This is a genomic window from Gammaproteobacteria bacterium (assembly GCA_040183005.1).
In the GTDB taxonomy this organism is placed as follows: domain Bacteria; phylum Pseudomonadota; class Gammaproteobacteria.
In genome coordinates this window covers 733598-752982 of sequence record JAMPIW010000007.1, presented here as the reverse complement: position 1 = coordinate 752982, position 19385 = coordinate 733598, and the positions used below count along the sequence as shown (strand labels likewise).

Annotated in this window: 16 protein-coding genes; 14 read left to right on the top strand and 2 right to left on the bottom strand. The window is 54.1% G+C overall.

What is annotated here, in order from left to right:
* The first annotated feature begins 124 nt into the window (after nucleotides 1–124).
* From M3A44_09400 to hemH, 6 genes are all read left to right on the top strand, one after another.
* A complete protein-coding gene (locus M3A44_09400; GenBank protein ID MEQ6341845.1) occupies nucleotides 125–1576 on the top strand; it encodes an IS66 family transposase in 1452 nt (483 codons plus the stop codon).
* 166 nt (nucleotides 1577–1742) lie between these two features.
* Complete coding sequence (locus M3A44_09395) at nucleotides 1743–2909, top strand: IS4 family transposase (GenBank protein MEQ6341844.1); 1167 nt, start codon at nucleotides 1743–1745, stop codon at nucleotides 2907–2909.
* A 195-nt stretch (nucleotides 2910–3104) separates the two neighbouring features.
* Nucleotides 3105–3458, top strand: a complete 354-nt coding sequence (gene trxA / locus M3A44_09390) for a thioredoxin (protein ID MEQ6341843.1) — start codon at nucleotides 3105–3107, stop codon at nucleotides 3456–3458.
* Nucleotides 3459–3672: 214 nt separating this feature from the next.
* The gene (locus tag M3A44_09385; protein ID MEQ6341842.1) at nucleotides 3673–4839 is read left to right on the top strand and encodes an IS4 family transposase; all 1167 of its coding nucleotides are present in this window, start codon (nucleotides 3673–3675) and stop codon (nucleotides 4837–4839) included.
* A 71-nt stretch (nucleotides 4840–4910) separates the two neighbouring features.
* Nucleotides 4911–6293, top strand: a complete 1383-nt coding sequence (gene nhaA / locus M3A44_09380; GenBank protein MEQ6341841.1) for a Na+/H+ antiporter NhaA — start codon at nucleotides 4911–4913, stop codon at nucleotides 6291–6293.
* Nucleotides 6294–6384: 91 nt separating this feature from the next.
* The gene (gene hemH, locus M3A44_09375; protein MEQ6341840.1) at nucleotides 6385–7497 is read left to right on the top strand and encodes a ferrochelatase; all 1113 of its coding nucleotides are present in this window, start codon (nucleotides 6385–6387) and stop codon (nucleotides 7495–7497) included.
* 66 nt (nucleotides 7498–7563) lie between these two features.
* Here hemH and M3A44_09370 read toward each other — a convergent pair whose 3' ends face one another.
* Together M3A44_09370 and M3A44_09365 are read right to left on the bottom strand one after the other, a co-directional pair.
* The gene (locus M3A44_09370; protein MEQ6341839.1) at nucleotides 7564–7881 is read right to left on the bottom strand and encodes a type II toxin-antitoxin system RelE/ParE family toxin; all 318 of its coding nucleotides are present in this window, start codon (nucleotides 7879–7881) and stop codon (nucleotides 7564–7566) included.
* A 4-nt stretch (nucleotides 7882–7885) separates the two neighbouring features.
* Nucleotides 7886–8155 carry a type II toxin-antitoxin system Phd/YefM family antitoxin gene (locus M3A44_09365; protein ID MEQ6341838.1) on the bottom strand — a complete coding sequence of 90 codons (270 nt, stop codon included), beginning with the start codon at nucleotides 8153–8155 and terminating at the stop codon, nucleotides 7886–7888.
* A 355-nt stretch (nucleotides 8156–8510) separates the two neighbouring features.
* Between M3A44_09365 and M3A44_09360 the strand changes: the two genes are divergently transcribed.
* From M3A44_09360 to M3A44_09325, 8 genes are all read left to right on the top strand, one after another.
* Nucleotides 8511–9596 (top strand): quinone-dependent dihydroorotate dehydrogenase, encoded by a 1086-nt coding sequence (locus tag M3A44_09360; GenBank protein MEQ6341837.1) that lies wholly within the window; start codon nucleotides 8511–8513, stop codon nucleotides 9594–9596.
* Between the two features lie 128 nt (nucleotides 9597–9724).
* A complete protein-coding gene (locus M3A44_09355; protein ID MEQ6341836.1) occupies nucleotides 9725–13144 on the top strand; it encodes a UvrD-helicase domain-containing protein in 3420 nt (1139 codons plus the stop codon).
* Nucleotides 13145–13493: 349 nt separating this feature from the next.
* Nucleotides 13494–13913 carry a rubrerythrin family protein gene (locus M3A44_09350; protein MEQ6341835.1) on the top strand — a complete coding sequence of 140 codons (420 nt, stop codon included), beginning with the start codon at nucleotides 13494–13496 and terminating at the stop codon, nucleotides 13911–13913.
* A gap of 148 nt (nucleotides 13914–14061) precedes the next feature.
* A complete protein-coding gene (locus M3A44_09345) occupies nucleotides 14062–15408 on the top strand; it encodes a heterodisulfide reductase-related iron-sulfur binding cluster (GenBank protein ID MEQ6341834.1) in 1347 nt (448 codons plus the stop codon).
* A 186-nt stretch (nucleotides 15409–15594) separates the two neighbouring features.
* The gene (locus M3A44_09340; protein ID MEQ6341833.1) at nucleotides 15595–16179 is read left to right on the top strand and encodes a DUF3501 family protein; all 585 of its coding nucleotides are present in this window, start codon (nucleotides 15595–15597) and stop codon (nucleotides 16177–16179) included.
* Nucleotides 16180–16201: 22 nt separating this feature from the next.
* A complete protein-coding gene (gene rlmJ, locus M3A44_09335) occupies nucleotides 16202–17038 on the top strand; it encodes a 23S rRNA (adenine(2030)-N(6))-methyltransferase RlmJ (protein ID MEQ6341832.1) in 837 nt (278 codons plus the stop codon).
* A gap of 243 nt (nucleotides 17039–17281) precedes the next feature.
* Complete coding sequence (locus M3A44_09330) at nucleotides 17282–18274, top strand: response regulator (GenBank protein ID MEQ6341831.1); 993 nt, start codon at nucleotides 17282–17284, stop codon at nucleotides 18272–18274.
* Nucleotides 18264–19094 carry an HDOD domain-containing protein gene (locus M3A44_09325; protein ID MEQ6341830.1) on the top strand — a complete coding sequence of 277 codons (831 nt, stop codon included), beginning with the start codon at nucleotides 18264–18266 and terminating at the stop codon, nucleotides 19092–19094. The genes M3A44_09330 and M3A44_09325 overlap by 11 nt, the downstream gene beginning before the upstream one ends.
* Nucleotides 19095–19385 lie beyond the last annotated feature (291 nt).

The window sequence follows — 19385 nt, the reverse complement described above, 5'->3', positions numbered from 1 at the left end:
TCAATGAGCCGCCTTGCCATTTCAAGTCGAAAAAACCATTTCAGCCTGATCTGACCGTTATCAGGGGGTCGAAAAATGCCATGTTATCCTTTGGCTATTCCAAACGTATAGCCCCCCATTATTAATGGCAAGCCTAGACAAAACCTCGGTCAGAAACGAAGTCAGCCGGTTGAAAGCGGATTTTGAGCAGCTCAGTTGCGACGGTAAAGTGCCTCGCGAAACTCAGGTGCTTATGAATAGCATGTTCATGATGATGGAGCTGATGCTCTCCATTTTTCTGGAAAGAATAACCAAGAAAGACAGCCGCAACTCCAGCAAGCCCTCCTCCCAAACGGAAAAGGACGACTCCTCGTTGAGTCATCCGGGGAGCCAGGGTAAGGGGAAAAACGAAAACGGCGCCCTGCTGAAAAACACGCGCGTCAAAGAGAGTGTGACTCTTTCTAGAGTCCGCCTCTGCGATGTATGTGGCGAAGATCTGGATAATACGCCCTGTAGTCACCATGAAAGACGGACGAAGATCGATATTGTTTTTGAGAAAGTCGTTGAGCATGTGGATGCCGAGGTCAAGCAGTGCCCGGTCTGCGATGCGACGGTCAAAGGGAAGTTCCCGGCGGATATGCACGGCCCGTTGCAATACGGCGATGGCTTAAAGGCCTTTGTCATCAATTTACTGGTGTCTCAGATGGTCGCGATCAATCGCGCGCAAACGCTGCTGACCTCCATGATCGGTGTTGTGATCTCTGAAGCCACTCTTCTGGCTTTTGTGCTGCGGCTTCATCGTGCCTTGGAGCGGTGGGAGCAGCACGCCACCGCACAGCTGCTGAAAGCACCCTCTATGCATGTGGATGAGACCTCCTTGCGGGTGGATAAGCAAAACCACTGGATACACGTGTACTCCGCAGGGGAGATCACCCTCAAGTTTTTACATCGAAAACGGGGCACGGCAGCGATCACGTCGATCGATATTATTCCGCGCTACGATGGCGTCATCATTCATGACTGCTGGTCATCCTACTTGTCCTATGATCACTGCTCTCACGGCCTGTGCGGCTCGCATCTGCTGCGCGAATTGACGTTCATTGTTGACGCCAATGACTACGCCTGGGCGCGCCACATGAAACGCCTTTTACAGGAGAGCTGCGCCACCGTCTCCAGAAGCACGGAAAAGAGATTGACCGATGAAGCACTGGCGCGGTTGCAAAAGCGCTACCGCACGATTCTCACCCGTGGCGAAAAAGAGCTTCCACCTATTCCCCAAAAGCCCAGCGGGAAACGCGGCAAACTCGCCAAGTCAGATGCGCACAATCTGCTGGAGCGATTGCAAAAACATGAGGCATCCGTCCTGCTGTTCGCCAAAAACCCGCATGTCTCCTTCACCAATAATCGGGCCGAGCGTGATTTGAGAATGTCCAAGGTGAAGCAAAAGGTCTCAGGCTGTTTCCGCTCAGAGATTTATGCTCAGGCTTATTGCCGAATATCAAGCTATCTGCAAACCATGGCCAACAAGGGGCATAATCCTCTTCTTGCGATTCAAATGGCTCTCGCGGGTGAGGTCAACTTAATCGGGGGTGAGTAGTTACTTTTCAGGAATATATTAAGGTCCAACAGAAGTGTCCGGCAATTTCGCAAAGACGGCTATATAACATGATGATGTTGAATAGGAAAGTGTGTGTTTAGGGGTGTCACCGACTTGAACGTGAATTTTTTGGGAAACTGGGGCTTTCCCCCCAGGAGTTTCCGTCATGTATTCAGGCCAGTTGGTGTTCGCACAACTCATGGAGCATTTGCCCCTTCACACATTCCGTCGCTGCGTGCAGCGCTACCCTTCCAAATATCCCACCAAGACTTTTTCGCATCTCGATCAATTTCTCTGCATGGCGTTCGCGCAGCTGACTTACCGCGAAAGCCTGCGCGACATCGAAACCTGTCTGCGCGCCCACCAAGCCAAGCTCTATCACTTGGGCATACGAGGCAACATCGCCAAGAGCACGCTGGCCGATGCCAACGAGCAACGCGACTGTCGCATCTACGCGGATTTCGCGATGAGCTTAATCCAGACCGCCAGAAAGCTTTACGCCAGCGACAGCTTTGCGGTCGAACTGGAACAGACGGTCTACGCACTCGATACCACGACCATCGACCTGTGCTTGAGCGTCTTTCCGTGGGCACGCTTCCGCTCCACCAAAGCTGCCGTCAAGATGCATACGCTGCTCGACCTGCGCGGCAACATTCCAACCTTCATCCACATCAGCGATGGCAAGATGCACGAGGTCAATGTGCTCGATATCCTGATACCCGAAGCCGGCAGCTTTTACATCATGGATCGTGGCTTCACCGACTTCGCTCGCTGGTTCACCCTGCATCAAGCACAGGCGTTCTTTGTCATCCGTGGCAAATCCAATCTGCTCTTTCGTCGCGTCTACTCTCGCACCGTGGACAAGTCCACTGGACTGCGCTGCGACCAGACCATTGCATTGACTGCTCGCAAGGCCAGCAAGGATTACCCGCAGCACCTGCGACGCATCAAGTTCTACGATGCCGAACACGACAGGTTTCTGGTCTTTCTGACCAACAACTTCGACCTGCCTGCGCTGACCATCGCTCAGCTTTATCGTTGCCGCTGGCAGGTCGAGCTATTCTTCAAGTGGATCAAACAGCATCTTCGAATCAAGCGGTTCTATGGCACCACCGAGAATGCAGTCAAGACGCAAATATGGATCGCCATCGCGGTTTACGTCGTGGTCGCCATCGTGAAAAAGCGGCTCAATACCGAGGCTTCGCTTTACACAATCCTACAGATTTTGAGCCTGACTCTTTTCGAGAAAACGCCACTCGATCAATTACTTAAAAATGCGGAGACGCAAATGAGCATGCAGAAAGACAATAACCAATTGAATCTATTCAATTAAATTACCGGACACTTCTGAAGGTCCAACAATACTTGACGCGATCACTCTTGTCGCTTATATCAAAATCCTCAAGGAACCCTCTCGTCGCGCCGCTTGTGGCGGGCATGGATGTTGTTCTCCCGTAAAAACATGGCCTGCTGCCCCGGCTCATGTTAATGTTACGTTGTATTGATCATTAATAGGGGGAATGCCGCCATGGCTGCTATCGATCTGACGAAGGAAAGCTTTGCGGATGTTGCCGCTGCCAACGATATCGTGATGGTCGATTTCTGGGCGCCATGGTGTGGGCCGTGCCGCTCTTTTGCGCCCGTTTATGAGAAGGTCTCCGACGAATATCCGAACATTGTCTTCGGTAAAATAAATACCGAGATTGAGCAGGAGTTGTCTGAGCATTTCGAGATTCGCTCCATACCCACCTTAATGGCGATTCGTGAACAGGTGGTGATTTTTTCGCAGGCGGGGGTCGTGCCCGCCGCCGCGCTGCATGACATCATCGGCAAGGTTCAGGCCCTGGATATGGCTGAGGTGCATAAGGAAATCACCCGGTAGAAACTCATGTCTATCCTGCATCTGTACCAATTAAGCAGCTACCCGCCTGAATAGCCTGCCGCGCAGTCATTTTGCGTCAGAAGTGTCCGGCAATTTCGCAAAGACGGCTATATAACATGATGATGTTGAATAGGAAAGTGTGTGTTTAGGGGTGTCACCGACTTGAACGTGAATTTTTTGGGAAACTGGGGCTTTCCCCCCAGGAGTTTCCGTCATGTATTCAGGCCAGTTGGTGTTCGCACAACTCATGGAGCATTTGCCCCTTCACACATTCCGTCGCTGCGTGCAGCGCTACCCTTCCAAATATCCCACCAAGACTTTTTCGCATCTCGATCAATTTCTCTGCATGGCGTTCGCGCAGCTGACTTACCGCGAAAGCCTGCGCGACATCGAAACCTGTCTGCGCGCCCACCAAGCCAAGCTCTATCACTTGGGCATACGAGGCAACATCGCCAAGAGCACGCTGGCCGATGCCAACGAGCAACGCGACCGTCGCATCTACGCGGATTTCGCGATGAGCTTAATCCAGACCGCCAGAAAGCTTTACGCCAGCGACAGCTTTGCGGTCGAACTGGAACAGACGGTCTACGCACTCGATACCACGACCATCGACCTGTGCTTGAGCGTCTTTCCGTGGGCACGCTTCCGCTCCACCAAAGCTGCCGTCAAGATGCATACGCTGCTCGACCTGCGCGGCAACATTCCAACCTTCATCCACATCAGCGATGGCAAGATGCACGAGGTCAATGTGCTCGATATCCTGATACCCGAAGCCGGCAGCTTTTACATCATGGATCGTGGCTTCACCGACTTCGCTCGCTGGTTCACCCTGCATCAAGCACAGGCGTTCTTTGTCATCCGTGGCAAATCCAATCTGCTCTTTCGTCGCGTCTACTCTCGCACCGTGGACAAGTCCACTGGACTGCGCTGCGACCAGACCATTGCATTGACTGCTCGCAAGGCCAGCAAGGATTACCCGCAGCACCTGCGACGCATCAAGTTCTACGATGCCGAACACGACAGGTTTCTGGTCTTTCTGACCAACAACTTCGACCTGCCTGCGCTGACCATCGCTCAGCTTTATCGTTGCCGCTGGCAGGTCGAGCTATTCTTCAAGTGGATCAAACAGCATCTTCGAATCAAGCGGTTCTATGGCACCACCGAGAATGCAGTCAAGACGCAAATATGGATCGCCATCGCGGTTTACGTCGTGGTCGCCATCGTGAAAAAGCGGCTCAATACCGAGGCTTCGCTTTACACAATCCTACAGATTTTGAGCCTGACTCTTTTCGAGAAAACGCCACTCGATCAATTACTTAAAAATGCGGAGACGCAAATGAGCATGCAGAAAGACAATAACCAATTGAATCTATTCAATTAAATTACCGGACACTTCTGATTTTGCGTAGCAAAGCGGCCAAATCGAAACTAAAAAAATAAAGGACTTCACCCATGGCTGATCCCCTCCGTGACCATGCCACGCTGAAGGACGCGCAACTCGCGGCGCCGTGGGAGCATGTCTTCGAGCGTATCACCACTCCCTTCGAGCGATTCATCCATAATCAGACCAGCGCCGGTCTGCTGCTGATGGCGGTTACATTGCTCACGCTCCTGCTGGCCAATTCGCCATGGAGCGCAACCTACGAACATCTGTTGCACACGCCCTTGTCTCTGCGTCTGGGTGAGTGGTCGCTGGAACTTTCACTGCAACATTGGGTTAACGATGGACTCATGGCACTGTTCTTCTTCCTGGTGGGCCTGGAGATCAAGCGTGAGCTGCTTGTTGGCGAGCTTGCATCGGTGCGCAAAGCGGCCTTGCCTATCGTCGCGGCTGCGGGGGGCATGGTAGTGCCGGCGACGATTTATTTCTTTGTTAACCCCGAGGGCGATGCCGCGCGCGGCTGGGGTATTCCCATGGCCACCGACATCGCCTTCGCCGTGGGCGCCCTGGTGTTGCTGGGTCGGCGCATCCCCAGAAATCTGATCGTATTTCTCGCGGCACTGGCCATTGTGGACGATCTTGGCGCGGTAGTGGTGATTGCCTTGTTCTATACCGCCGATCTTGTGCTGACACCGCTCGCTGTTGCGGGGGCGTTGTTCGTCGTGCTGATAGCCCTCAATCTGGGTGGCGTACGCCGGCCACTGCCCTATTTCCTGGTCGGTATTCTCATGTGGTTCGCCATGTTGCAATCAGGTATACACGCCACTGTCGCTGGTGTACTGCTGGCCTTCACCATCCCCACGCGCCCGCAATACCACCTAGAGCGCTTTAGTAGCCATGTGCGCAACCTCATGGATCGCTATGACCACGCCAAGCAGCCAGGCGTGAGCCTGCTGGAAAATCTGGACCAGGCATCCATCGTGCAGGCATTGGAGGCCGGTGTCGAGCGGGTGCAACCTCCGCTTGCGCGGCTGGAGCGCGCATTTCACCTGCCCGTGGGGCTGCTGGTGATCCCCGTGTTTGCCCTGTTCAATGCCGGCATTCCCATTGAATTCACAACCCTGGCTGCTACTTTGAGCCATCCCGTCACCTTTGGTGTCATGTCCGGTCTGTTGCTAGGTAAATTCCTGGGCATCACGGGTGTCTCCTACTTAGCCTCGCGCTATGCCGGCGCTGCATTACCCGACGGTGTAAGCATGCGCCATATCATCGGCGTTGGCCTGCTCGGCGGTATCGGCTTTACCATGTCTATTTTTATTGGTGAGCTGGCTTTTGCCACGCTACCAGAACATCTGCTGATGGCCAAGACCGGCATACTTGCGGCCTCACTGGCTGCGGGTACGCTCGGATGTGGTTGGTTATGGTGGGCGACACGCCGTGATGTTTCCCCATGAGGTCGTGCAATGATCCGCTGACCAAATCCCCACTCTGCGGGTATACTTTAGCCTCAGGACAAACAAACAATCTCCAAGATGAGGCGTTGTAATGACTATTTACCACGGTGAGACGGGATACACCCATGGCACTTTGCCTGTCACCGGCATACTGATCACCAATCTTGGCACACCCGACGCGCCCACTGCACAGGCTGTGCGTCGTTATCTGGGTGAGTTTCTGTGGGACCCGCGCATCGTGGAAATCCCACGTCCGCTGTGGTGGCTTATCCTGCATGGCGTGATCCTGCGCATCCGCCCTAAACGCTCGGCGCATGCTTATCAAAAGATATGGACCGACGAAGGTTCTCCATTGCTTGCAATTTCGCGCAAGCAGGCTGCGGCGCTGCAAAATCTGCTGGAGAAGCAGTTCGGCGGGCCGGTCAAGGTGGCGCTGGGGATGCGTTATGGCACCCCCTCCATTGCCGATGGTTTGGCGGAGCTACGCACTGCCAATGCACGCCGCATTCTGGTGTTGCCGCTTTATCCTCAATATGCGGCGTCAACCACGGCCTCCACCTTCGATGCCGTGGCCGATGTGCTCAAAACCTGGCGCTGGATACCCGAGTTGCGCATGGTCAATCATTATCACGACGATCCTGCTTATATCAACGCCCTGGTGACCAGCATCCGTGAGAGCTGGGAGAAACACGGTCAGGCCGAACGCCTATTGTTTTCCTTTCATGGCATACCTAAACGCTGCCTGCTGGCGGGTGATCCCTATCATTGTGAATGTCACAAGACCGCGCGGCTGGTGGCAGAGCAGCTCCGATTGCCCGCCGACCGTTGGCAACTGGCGTTTCAGTCGCGCTTTGGCCGCGAGGAGTGGTTGAAGCCCTATACCGATAAAACCCTGGAGGCTTGGGGTAAGGCGGGAGTAAAAAGCGTGGATATAGTGTGTCCCGGCTTTTCCGCCGATTGCCTGGAGACACTGGAAGAAATGGCCATGCTCAATCGCGGCGTGTTTCTTGAGGCGGGCGGAGAAAAATACCATTACATCCCGGCGTTGAACGACCGAGATGATCACATGCAGGCACTCGCCGATCTGGTAAAGAAGCATACCCAAGGCTGGCCGGAGACGGATGCAGAATGGGATGCAACGCAACATGCCATGGAAGCCGAAGCCAGCCATCGCCGCGCGCTCGAGATGGGTGCGGCGCGGTAGCGCGTAAGTTGGTGCTGAATGAAATGAAGCCAGCGTAGCGTGCGCTGTGCGCACGAATAACGGATTTTATGGTACTTCATGATCGGCTTGCGGAAGTCGCAGCAGGCGCTCGCTACGCCAGACGCGCACGATCCTCACCCGTTGGGGATCGCGCCGGTACACAATCCGAAACGGTGGATGGATGAGCTCACGCAAGAAGGGCTGTTCGAATTCAGGAACCACACGCCCCATGTCAGGATGATTGGCCAAGGCCTGGACGCGCTGGAATACCTCTTCCACCAGCCTCGCCCCGACAGCAGGTACCCCTTGCTCCGTGTACCAGGTCCGCACTTCTTCCAGATCGCGGAGCGCGGATTCGGCGAAGCTGATAAGCATCGGGGGCATGGCTCTATTTCAGGCCGAGCCGTGCTCTGGACTCGTCGAAGGATACCTCGCGCCCTGCCTCAAGGTCCGCCAGTCCTGCGACCACAGCCCGCATGAAAGCCCGCTCTTCCTCAGCCTTCTCGTAATCGACGACCGCCTGTACCACCGCGACACCTCGGCCCCGGCTGGTGAGTAGCACGGGCCGATGGGCATCGGTCACATGCTTCACCACACGACCCGGGTTCACCTTCAGGTCCGTCAAGGGAACCAGATCCTCGGAAAATTTTATCGTCATGACAACCTCCAAAAAGACCTTTAATCAGCGCTTACAATAGCACCTGTTTAAAGACCATTCAACAGGTCGATTGATGCCCGCGGGGATTGGGGAATAAGCCCGGCAGGTTGGTCTGAATGAAATGAAGCCCAACCAACAATCGAGGGCGATGATAATATTGCGGTGTGGATGGTGGTTTTTATTGTTAGTGGATCATATGCGTAGGGGTGGATATTGGTTTGATGCGGCGGGTTTCGCAAACTTTAGATCAACGCATTGCGCTCTCCCAGCAAGCGGGGCGAGGGGATACACTAACTCTCTGATTGAAATGGAATTGGAACAAGTCATATAAGGCAAAAATTAAACCAGGAAAATCATGTTTTACGAACTTATTAAACCCGCTTTCTTCCGCATCGACCCGGAACAGGCTCATGACCTTGTTATGGGCTGGATGGAGAAGACCGGCCCTTGCCGTGTAACGCGTGGCATTGCGAAATCCATTTATTATCTGGAAGATTCGCTGCTCAGCCAAACCCTATGGGGGCTGCGTTTTGTCAATCCGGTGGGCATGGCCGCCGGGTTCGATAAAAACGCCCGTGCCATTCAGGGCCTTACGGCGCTGGGTTTTGGTTTTATTGAAATAGGCACGGTTACACCGCGCGCCCAGCCCGGCAACCCCAGGCCGCGCATCTTCCGCCTGCCTGCGGACCATGCCGTAATCAATCGCATGGGCTTCCCCAATGAGGGAGCGGATGCTGTGGCGGCGCGTATGGCGGCGCTGGGCAAACAGCCTGTTCCGATAGGCATCAATCTCGGCAAGAACAAAGACACCGCATTGGAAGATGCCGCTGCCGATTATGTCGCGGCATTGGAAAAACTTTTCCCTTATGGTGACTATTGTGTCGTCAATGTCAGCTCGCCAAATACACCCGGACTACGCTTATTACAGGGCGCCGATTATCTGGATACGCTGATGGCCGAAGTGCAGGCCGCCAACCGGCGCCTCGCCGCGCAGCATGGCCGCCAGCCCTTGCCATGCCTGCTGAAAATCGCCCCCGATCTCGCCCAGGAAGATCTCGAAGCCATTGCCACGCTGGCGCTGGGGCCCACTATCGACGGCCTTATCGCTACCAATACCACGCTGAGCCGTGAAGGACTCAAGCAGTCCGTGGATGAGGCCGGAGGGCTAAGCGGCACGCCGCTGCGCGTGCGCAGCACGGAGGTGATTCGCACGCTGTATCGCATCACAGGTAAACAGGTGCCCATTATCGGCGTGGGCGGTATAGCCAGCGGCCAGGATGCCTATGAGAAAATCCGCGCTGGGGCCAGCCTGGTGCAAATATACACAGCATTTATCTATGAAGGGCCAGCGATTGCGCGGCGCATCAAGGCAGAACTCATCGAATTGCTGCGCCGCGATGGGATAGATCATATTAGCTCGGCGATTGGCAGGGATGTTTAAACCTAATTCCATTTCTAAATCAATAGTAGAATCGTAGGGTGCGTCTCACGCACCATAATCATTGGTGCGTGAGACGCACCCTACATAATTATTGGCATTTTGAAATCGAAATAGAATAAGGTGCAGCAATGTCCAATGTTTCACCCGATGCAGAACAGCGCCGCGAGGCGCTCGACCCCTCTCGCTCGTTTATTGTTCAAGCCCCCGCCGGATCGGGCAAGACCAGCCTCCTGACGCAACGTTATCTCACCTTGCTGGCGCGGGTGGAATCCCCGGAAGAGATCGTGGCAATCACTTTTACACGCAAGGCTGCGGCAGAAATGCGTAGTCGCATTCTTGAGGCGTTGCACGAGGCGCGCGATGCACCGCCGCCCGATGCCGCGTATGAGCGCGCCACCTGGGCTCTGGCGCGCGCGGTGCTGGCACGGAATGAACATCTCGGGTGGGATGTGCTGTCTCACCCGGCGCGGCTGCGCATCCAGACCATCGATTCGCTGTGCAACGCATTGACGCGGCAAATGCCGGTGTTGTCGCGCTTTGGTGCGGTGCCCGCCACCACTACCGATGCCGCCGATCTCTACCGCGATGCCGCGCGCGCGACACTGGCGTTGCTTGAGGAGGGTGTGCAATGGTCGCCCGCGGTGGAGCGGCTGCTGCGTCATCTGGATAACGACCTGGCATTGGTGGAAGGATTGCTCGCCAACATGCTAGCGCGACGTGACCAGTGGTTGCGGCATGTGGTGAAAGATTCAGATCGTGAACAGCAACGCGCGAGCCTGGAGACTGCGTTTAAAAGCGTCATCGAAGAAGCGCTGGCTGCAACGGCGCGAACCCTGCCTGCGGACGCGGGCGGGAGGATCGTGGAGCTTGCGCGGTTTGCGGCGTCGAATCTGGATGATGTAAATAATTCCGATCTCGCATTTTGCCGTGACATGGAATGTCTTCCGGGCAGCACTACTGAGGATCTGCAAATGTGGCGTGGCATAGCCACACTGCTGCTGACCAATGACGGGGAGTGGCGTAAGACAGTCAACAAAAATATTGGTTTTCCCGCTCCGAGTTCCACGAAAGACGCCGGAGAAAAGGCGCACTACCAGGCATTAAAGGAACACTTCCAGGCATTGCTGGGTGATCTCACAAAAGAGGGCGACGCATCACGTGTCCATCTGGATGCCTTGCGACGCCTCCCGCCCGAGCGTTACACCGAAGACCAATGGCAGGTGATGCAGGCGTTGTTCGACCTGCTGCCGGTTGCGGTCGCACAATTAAAAATAGTCTTCCGCGAGAAGGGCCAAGTGGACTTCAGTGAAGTGGCGCAGTGTGCGCTGGAGGCGTTAGGCGAGCCGGACAATCCCACCGACCTCGCACTGGCGCTCGATTATCGCATGCAGCACATCTTGGTGGACGAATTTCAGGATACCTCCTTTGGACAATATCAATTACTGGAGCGGCTTACCGCTGGCTGGCAGCATGATGATGGACGCACGCTGTTCGTGGTGGGCGATCCCATGCAGTCGATCTATCGCTTCCGCGAGGCGGAGGTGGGCCTGTTTCTGCGCGCCCGCCAGCAAGGCGTCGGATCGATTCGGCTCACGCCGTTAACCCTCAGCGTCAATTTCCGTTCCCAGGCGGGTATTGTGGAATGGGTCAATCGGAGCTTCGAGCAGGTTTTTCCGGTGCTGGAAGATATCTCCAGCGGCGCGGTTGCGTACAGTCCATCCCAGGCATCGCATGAAATGGGCGAACACCGCGCCGTAGAGGTGCATCCGTTCTTCATCAATTACGTGAACGCCGAAGCGTCCAAGGTGGTTGATCTGGTGAAACAGGCGCGGCAGATCAACCCCAACGGCACCGTGGCGATTCTGGTGCGTGCGCGCAGTCACCTGGCGCAGATTGCCTCCGTCTTGCAGACGGCAGGGCTGCGTTACCGCGCTATCGAAATCGAACGTCTGGGGCATCGCCCAGTAATTCAAGATCTGCTTGCGCTCACCCGCGCGCTGCTGCATCCCGCCGATCGCATCGCCTGGCTGGCGATACTGCGCGCGCCATGGTGCGGATTGACGCTCGCCGATCTGCACGCGTTGGCTGCGGACGACCATAACGCCGCACTGTGGGATCTCATGCAGAACCCCGCCATCATTGATCTCCTGAGTGCCGATGGAAAGTGCCGCCTTGAGTGCGTGCGTAGCGTCCTGCAAACCGCGCTTGCCCAACGCCAGCGCCGCACCTTGCGGCGCTGGGTCGAAGGCGTGTGGTTGGCGCTGGGTGGGCCGGCCTGCGTGCAAGCAGGGACGGATCTTGAAGATGCGCGCGTGTTTTTCGAACTCCTGGAGAACATGCACACGGAGGGTAATCCCAGCGGCTTTATGCGCATTGAGGAGCGGGTCGAAAAACTTTTTGCGCTACCCGATATGGAGGCCGATGAATCGTTGCAATTAATGACCATTCACAAGGCCAAAGGTCTGGAATTCGATACCGTCATCGTGCCCGCCTTAGGACGGCGCATGCCATCGGACGAAAGTCGCCTGCTGATGTGGATGGAACGGCCCGCGCTGGCGCGCGAGGAAGGCGACTTGCTGCTCGCACCGATCAAGGGTAATGGCCAGAAGGACGATCTGATTTATAGCTATATCAAAATCATGGATCAGCAAAAGGGTGTGTATGAGGCAGGGCGGTTGCTCTATGTGGCCGCTACCCGCGCCAAGAAAAAGCTGCATTTGCTGGGCCATACCACGCTTTCAGAAAAAGACGGCGCGGTGAAAAAACCGCAAAGCGGCTCACTGCTGAGCCAGTTGTGGGACGTGGTTGAGAAGGAGTTTGTTGCTGGCCCAGGAATTGCCCAGCCGACGGGAGATGCGGCGCTAATGGCATCTTTCATCCCTCTTCCTGGTCTGCGTCGTCTCAAGTCGGGCTGGTGCTTGCCCGATGCGCCCGCATCGGTAACGCTCCCCTCTGTTATGACGCGGCCAACCCCCTGTAATTCAGAGGAAAACATCGAATTCCTCTGGGCCAGTGACACTGCACGGCATATCGGCACCGTAGTGCATCGCATCCTGCGCAAAATTGCCCAGCAGGGGGCAGGCTTCTGGAGCGGCGAACTCATTGCCGCGCAACGCCCCCGTTATCGCATACTCCTGATGCAGTTGGGTGTGCCCGCGCGGGAATTGGATGAAGCCGCGCAACGCGTCGAAACCGCACTGACGCGCACACTGAGAAGCGAACGTGGACGCTGGCTGCTGGATCATCAGCACCATGACGCACAATGCGAGTATGCGTTGACCGGCATTGTCGATGGCAAACCCGTCAACGTCATCATCGACCGCACCTTCGTCGATCAACAGGGCATGCGCTGGATTATCGATTACAAAACAGGCGGCCATGAAGGCACGGATACAGACACCTTTCTCGACAACGAACAAAACCGCTATCGTGGACAGCTGGAGCGCTATGCGTTATTGATGAGCAAACTGGATGACAAACACACCCTCCACCTCGGACTCTATTTTCCCCTCCTCGGCGCATGGCGCGAGTGGCCGTACCAAGAATAAATTCACCCTTTGAAAATAGGGGGTAGTGAGGATAGGTGCAAGTCCGGTCTGGGTTTTTCATTATCCCCGCACAGGTGCGAATCCAGTTACGTCCCATTGATCGCGGTTTTCAGCTTGTCCAGCACTGTATTGCAGGCTAGTCCGACGGAAACCACAGACGTTCCCATCGCCAGAGAGTGCCGCGCTCAGTGCTCGACTTCGTCCAGGCTGAACGCCTTGAGCGGACTATTGACACAGGGGCAGGATACCTTATACTTCGAAGATGTCGGTTAGACAAAGTCTAAGCGTTGACGTGAATGAAACGATCCTCAGGCAGTTGATGCTGACGAACATTTGTAAGGAGATGGTCATGAACCTGAAAGGCAGCAAAACCGAAGAGAATCTGCAGGCCGCCTTCGCGGGCGAATCCCAGGCTAATCGCCGTTACCTGTATTTCGCCGCCAAGGCCGATGTGGAAGGCTACAATGATGTATCCGCAGTGTTCCGTTCAACTGCGGAAGGTGAGACAGGCCATGCGCATGGCCACCTGGAATATCTGGAGGTCTGCGGTGATCCAGCTACCGGCCTGCCCATTGGTGCTACCGCCGACAACCTGAAGGCGGCGATTGCCGGTGAAACCCACGAATACACCGACATGTACCCCGGCATGGCCAAGGCGGCGCGTGAAGAAGGCTTTGATGAGATCGCAGACTGGTTCGAGACCCTCGCCAAGGCCGAGCGTTCTCATGCCAACCGCTTCAAGAAGGCGTTGGATAGCCTGGGCAGCTAAGGAATCGCCGATTTATTAATCCGATCGGATCTGATCGGCGTTTCCTTAACGGCATTGAGCGCAGGGTGCGTTCCACGCACCACATGAAAATGCAATGGTGCGCGCGGCGCACCCTACGAAGCTTTCGCTATTCACGCAGGGAGCCGCCATGTCAAAGCCGATTGCAAACCAACGGGAAGGCAGCCTCGAAGCGCCGACCCGTCACCCGCTGGACTGGAAAAATCCCGATTTTCATGATGAAACATCTCTGTTACAAGAGCTCGAGCGGGTATTCGACATCTGCCATGGTTGTCGGCGTTGTTTTAGCCTGTGCCAGGCGTTCCCCACGCTTTTTGATGCCATAGACTCGTCGGAAAGCCTTGAGCTGGATGGCGTTGATAAAAAGGTCTATTGGCGGGTGGTGGATCACTGCTACCTGTGCGACATGTGCTACATGACCAAATGTCCCTATGTGCCGCCGCATCCGTGGAATGTTGATTTTCCGCATTTGATGCTGCGCGCCAAGGCGGTCAAGCACCGCAAAGGGGAATACAAACTCCGCGACAGGATGCTCGCCTCGACTGATACTGTGGGTGTACTGGCAGGCATACCGGTGGTGGTTCAAGTAGTGAATGCCGCTAACAAGAACAAGACTGTGCGCAAGATAATGGACAAAATAATGGGCGTGCATCCGGACGCCATCTTGCCGGAATTCCATGGCAACGCCCTGCGCAAGCGTGCAGCGCAGCGCCGCGCAGTTGAAATAATCCCTGTGCCAACCGAGCAGACGCGCGGCAAGGTGGCGCTGTTTGGCACCTGTTATGGCAACCGCAATGAGCCGCAGATCGGCATGGATTTGATCACGGTACTTGAGCACAACGGCATCCCCGTGACCTTGGCGCAAAAAGAGCAATGCTGCGGTATGCCCAAGCTGGAGCTAGGCGATCTGGAGGCGGTAGAGCGCGCCAAAGAGGCCAACATTCCAGTGCTGGCAAGGTTGGTGGATGAGGGTTGGGATATCGTCGCGCCAGTGCCTTCCTGTGTGCTGATGTTCAAGCAGGAACTGCCCCTGATGTTTCCGGATGATCCAGAGGTGCTCAAGGTGCGTGATGCGATCTTTGATCCTTTTGAATATCTGATGCTGCGCCACAAGGAAGGCAGACTGAATACCGATTTCAAGCAGTCGTTAGGCAATATTTCTTATCATGTGGCCTGTCATCTGCGGGTGCAGAATATTGGGCTCAAGACCCGTGATGTTCTTCAACTGGTGCCGGATACCCAGGTTGATCCGATTGAGCGCTGTTCAGGGCATAATGGCACATACGCCGTGAAGAGCGAGTTTCACGAAAACTCAATGAAGATCGGCAAGCCGGTGTTTAATCGCGTGCGGCAGGCCAAGGCAGACCATTACAGCAGCGATTGCCCAATGGCAGGTCATCAAATTGAAAATGGTCTGGATGACGGCAGCAAGCCAGAGCACCCAATGACGCTGCTGCGCCTGGCGTATGGGATTTAACCCAAATTGTCCATTAGGCGAAATAGGACGCACAACACCGTTCGTGGTGAGCTTGTCGAACCATGAACGGCCCTTCGACAGACTCAGGGCGAACGGTTTTGGGGCTAATGGACAATCTGGGTTTAATTTTCATATAGTGCGTGGAACGCCCCCTACGGTTTGCCGAACTTTTGTGAAAAACATGCGATGCAAAAACTGACACGCGCTGATTTACACAGCCTCGAAAAATACGCCGAAGTCCGCGCCGAGTTCCGTGGCTGGGTGATGGCACACAAGAAAAACCGCCAGGTGCCCATCGGGCCGCATGCCATGCTGTATTTTGAGGATCGTTTTACCGTCCAATACCAGATTCAGGAGATGCTGCGCGCTGAGCGGATTTTTGAGGTCGAAGGCATCGAAGAGGAATTGGCGACGTATAATCCACTGATTCCCGATGGCAGAAACTGGAAGGCCACCTTCATGATTGAATATACTAATGTCGGTGAACGCCAGAAGGCACTCGCCGGTATGATCGGCATCGAAGACCGTGTCTGGGTGCAGGTTGATAGCTTTGAACGTATCTGGGCGATAGCCGATGAGGATCTGGCGCGTGAGAATGAGCAAAAAACCTCTGCGGTGCACTTCCTCCGGTTCGAATTAACCCCGGAGATGGTATCGGCAGCCAAGGCGGATGCGGTCATCGCGATGGGAATAGGCCATGAGGCTTATACCTATTATGTAGACTCTACTCCTGACGCAGTGCGTGCTGCGCTGGCTGCGGATTTTGATTAATAATTATTTCTGAAGAAACACAGTGAATTATCGCCACAGTTATCACGCCGGCAATTTTGCCGATGTATTCAAACACACCGTTCTGTCCTTGTTGCTGCAATCGTTGCACGCCAAAGAAAAGCCATTCTGTTATCTCGACACGCATGCAGGTGCTGGTCTTTATGACCTGCACGCCACTCCCGCGCAAAAGACCGGGGAATATCGGCAGGGGATCGGGCATTTCTGGGGAACACAGAATGTGCCACAGGAAATGGCGGGATATCTCTCCGCCGTGCATGCTATCAATGAAGACGATGCATTGCGCTATTATCCCGGCTCACCGCGGATCGCGCGGCACTTCCTGCGCCCGCAGGACCGTATGGTACTCATGGAGTTGCATCCCGAAGAAGCGCATGCCCTAAAACAGGAATTCCGTGGTGATGCGCAAGTTCATGTGCATGAGATGGATGGATTCCTCGGTCTGAAGGGCTTTCTGCCCCCTCCAGAAAGACGCGGCCTGGTGCTGATAGATCCGCCATTTGAAAGAACCGATGATTTTGAACAGTTGCTCGAAGGGCTGAAGACCGCGCACCAGCGCTGGAGCACGGGTATATATGCGCTGTGGTATCCGCTAAAGGATTGGCAGGTCGTACAGCGTTTTCATCAACAGCTCGTTGCCAGCGGACTGCGAAAACTGTTGCTGGCCGAGATCCAGCTTCATGCCGAACCCCTGCCTGGGCAATTATTTGGGTGCGGCATGATCATCATGAATCCACCGTGGCGGCTCGACGAGACCTTGCAAAACCTGTTACCCAAGTTGATGGCTGGGTTACACGCCGCAAAGGGGCGGGTGAGGGTGGAGTGGCTGGTGCCGGAATAAATTCGACTTCAGTTGAATCTACAGAAAAAGTGGTAGGGCTGCTTTCGCACATCCGATAATTGCTCCTGCATTCTCCTGTCTTCTGCATTTTTCATAGCAAGTGCCAGCCATTTTCCTCCTCCTACTTTTTGGCGCCTGGTTAAAATCCCGGCCCTATCAATCGACGTTGCTCAGCGAGCGGCACAATACCCAACGGGAACATACGCCAATGAAAATCCCTACCGCTCCAACCAGGTGGTGGGGATGGAAAGTACGCTCCTGATCAAGTTTTTTACCTTTTTGCCGACAACACTAAGTAATCAAGCCCTGCCTGGCGAGCGCATTACCTGCAAGATAACAATAGTAGATATGTCGTGCCAGCTCTGCCAGGCTTTTGTTTTTAGAAGAAATAATCGGGAAGAAATGGAACGAACTCTGTTATTGGTAGACGACGAAGAAAACATCCTTTCTTCGTTAGCGCGCCTTTTTCGTCGTGATGGCTACCGTATTTTAAGAGCAAATAGCGGTGCGGGCGGACTGGAAATTTTGGCTAATAACGCTGTGAACGTGATCATCTCGGATCAACGTATGCCGGAGATGACGGGCACACAATTTCTCTGCAGGGTTAAAGAATTATATCCAGACACCATACGTATGGTGCTCAGCGGATATACCGAGCTCGAATCCATCACTGATGCTATTAATCAGGGTGCTATCTATAAGTTTCTGACAAAGCCATGGGATGACGATCAATTGCGCGCTAATGTCCAGGAAGCGTTTCGGGATTTTGAATTGCGAATGGAGAATGGGCGTGCATCAGATAATTTGAGCGCTGCGAATAATGAGTTGATGAACCTTAATCATGATTTAGAAAAACGTTACGATGAAAAGAATCGAGAGGCACAGTTTGGTTTACGTGCACTGCAGATTTCCCAGAAAGTACTCGAAGAGTTGCCGGTGGCTGTGCTTGGTATTGGAGGTGACAAAGTAATTGTGGTGGCAAACCGCGCTGCTCATGAAATGTTTGGTAATGGTATCGGGTTGGTGGGCCAACTTTCAGACGATGTTTTTCCTGCATCAATACATGGATTATATCGGGATGCATCTGAACAAACGACCTCTGTAAGTTGTGTCACTCAACTTGAGGAAGAGCATCATGTTGAGGTGCATTGCAGTCCATTTTTACATGCCTGCCAGGCGGGCGGTGTGATTTTAGTGATGATTCCACGAAAACATGAGCGCAATCATGATCAGTAACGAAGAGATCGAACAGGTTATCCAGAAGCTACCTTCCCTTTCCACGGTTGCCATGGAAGTGGTGAGAATGATAGACAGCGAGGGATGCGATCTTGCTACGCTGGAAAAGAAAATTAGCCAGGATCAATGCCTGTCTGCTCGGATATTGAGGATTGCAAATTCACCTTTTTACGGATTTTCAGGAGAAATAACTTCCACTAAAGAGGCTTGTGTCATTTTGGGGATGTACACCATCCGCAATGTTGCCATTACAGCGGCTGTTTATATGTTTTTTTCTCCTCAAACGCAGAAAGAAACCATTGATTACACAGCTCTTTGGAAGCATGCATTTTATGTTGGAACAGCAGCCAAGGTCTTGGCAAGGCATCATGGTTATGAGCAGAACCTGGCTTTTACAGCCGGGCTGTTGCATGACATTGGGAAACTGGTTCTGGAGGTCTGCTTTCCCACGGAATTTTCCAAGGTGAGACAATATTGTAATATTGAGAATTGTTCAACCTGGGAAGCCGAAGCTACAGTATTTGGAATGGATCACACCATGGTTGGCGCAAAATTGGCAGCGCACTGGAATTTTCCGTCACCGATACGGGCGGCCATTGAGAGGCATCATACACCAGATCAGAGGGAACATTCCCCGGTTGTCGATCTGGTGCATATCGCTGATATCCTGTCCACAATAGCCGAGGGGAAGGGCGACAACCAACTGCTTCTGTCACATATGTCGCCTGGTGCGGCGCAAAGGATTGGGATGGACATAGGCAAGTGCGAAGCGATTTTTGCCGAGATAGAACATCTCAATGCTTCCATTGCGTTTGATTGAATATCGAGCGATTTGAAATGTACACATCTGAAAGTAGAAAAGTCACCAGCTCAAATGAGTCGCGTATAGAAGAGCTCATATCTGTCATTAACTACATGATGCAGGAAGATGATTGGACAATAAGCGTTCCCGGTAATGGTAACGATAGATTGGCGGATCTTGCAAGAAGCATCAATAAAATGATCGCTGGCGCACGCACTAAAATTCATGGTCTTGAAAATAATATAACCAGCTTGTCAAGCACAAATATACGCATGTCTCTCATTAATTCGGCAGTGGCTGGCATCAGAG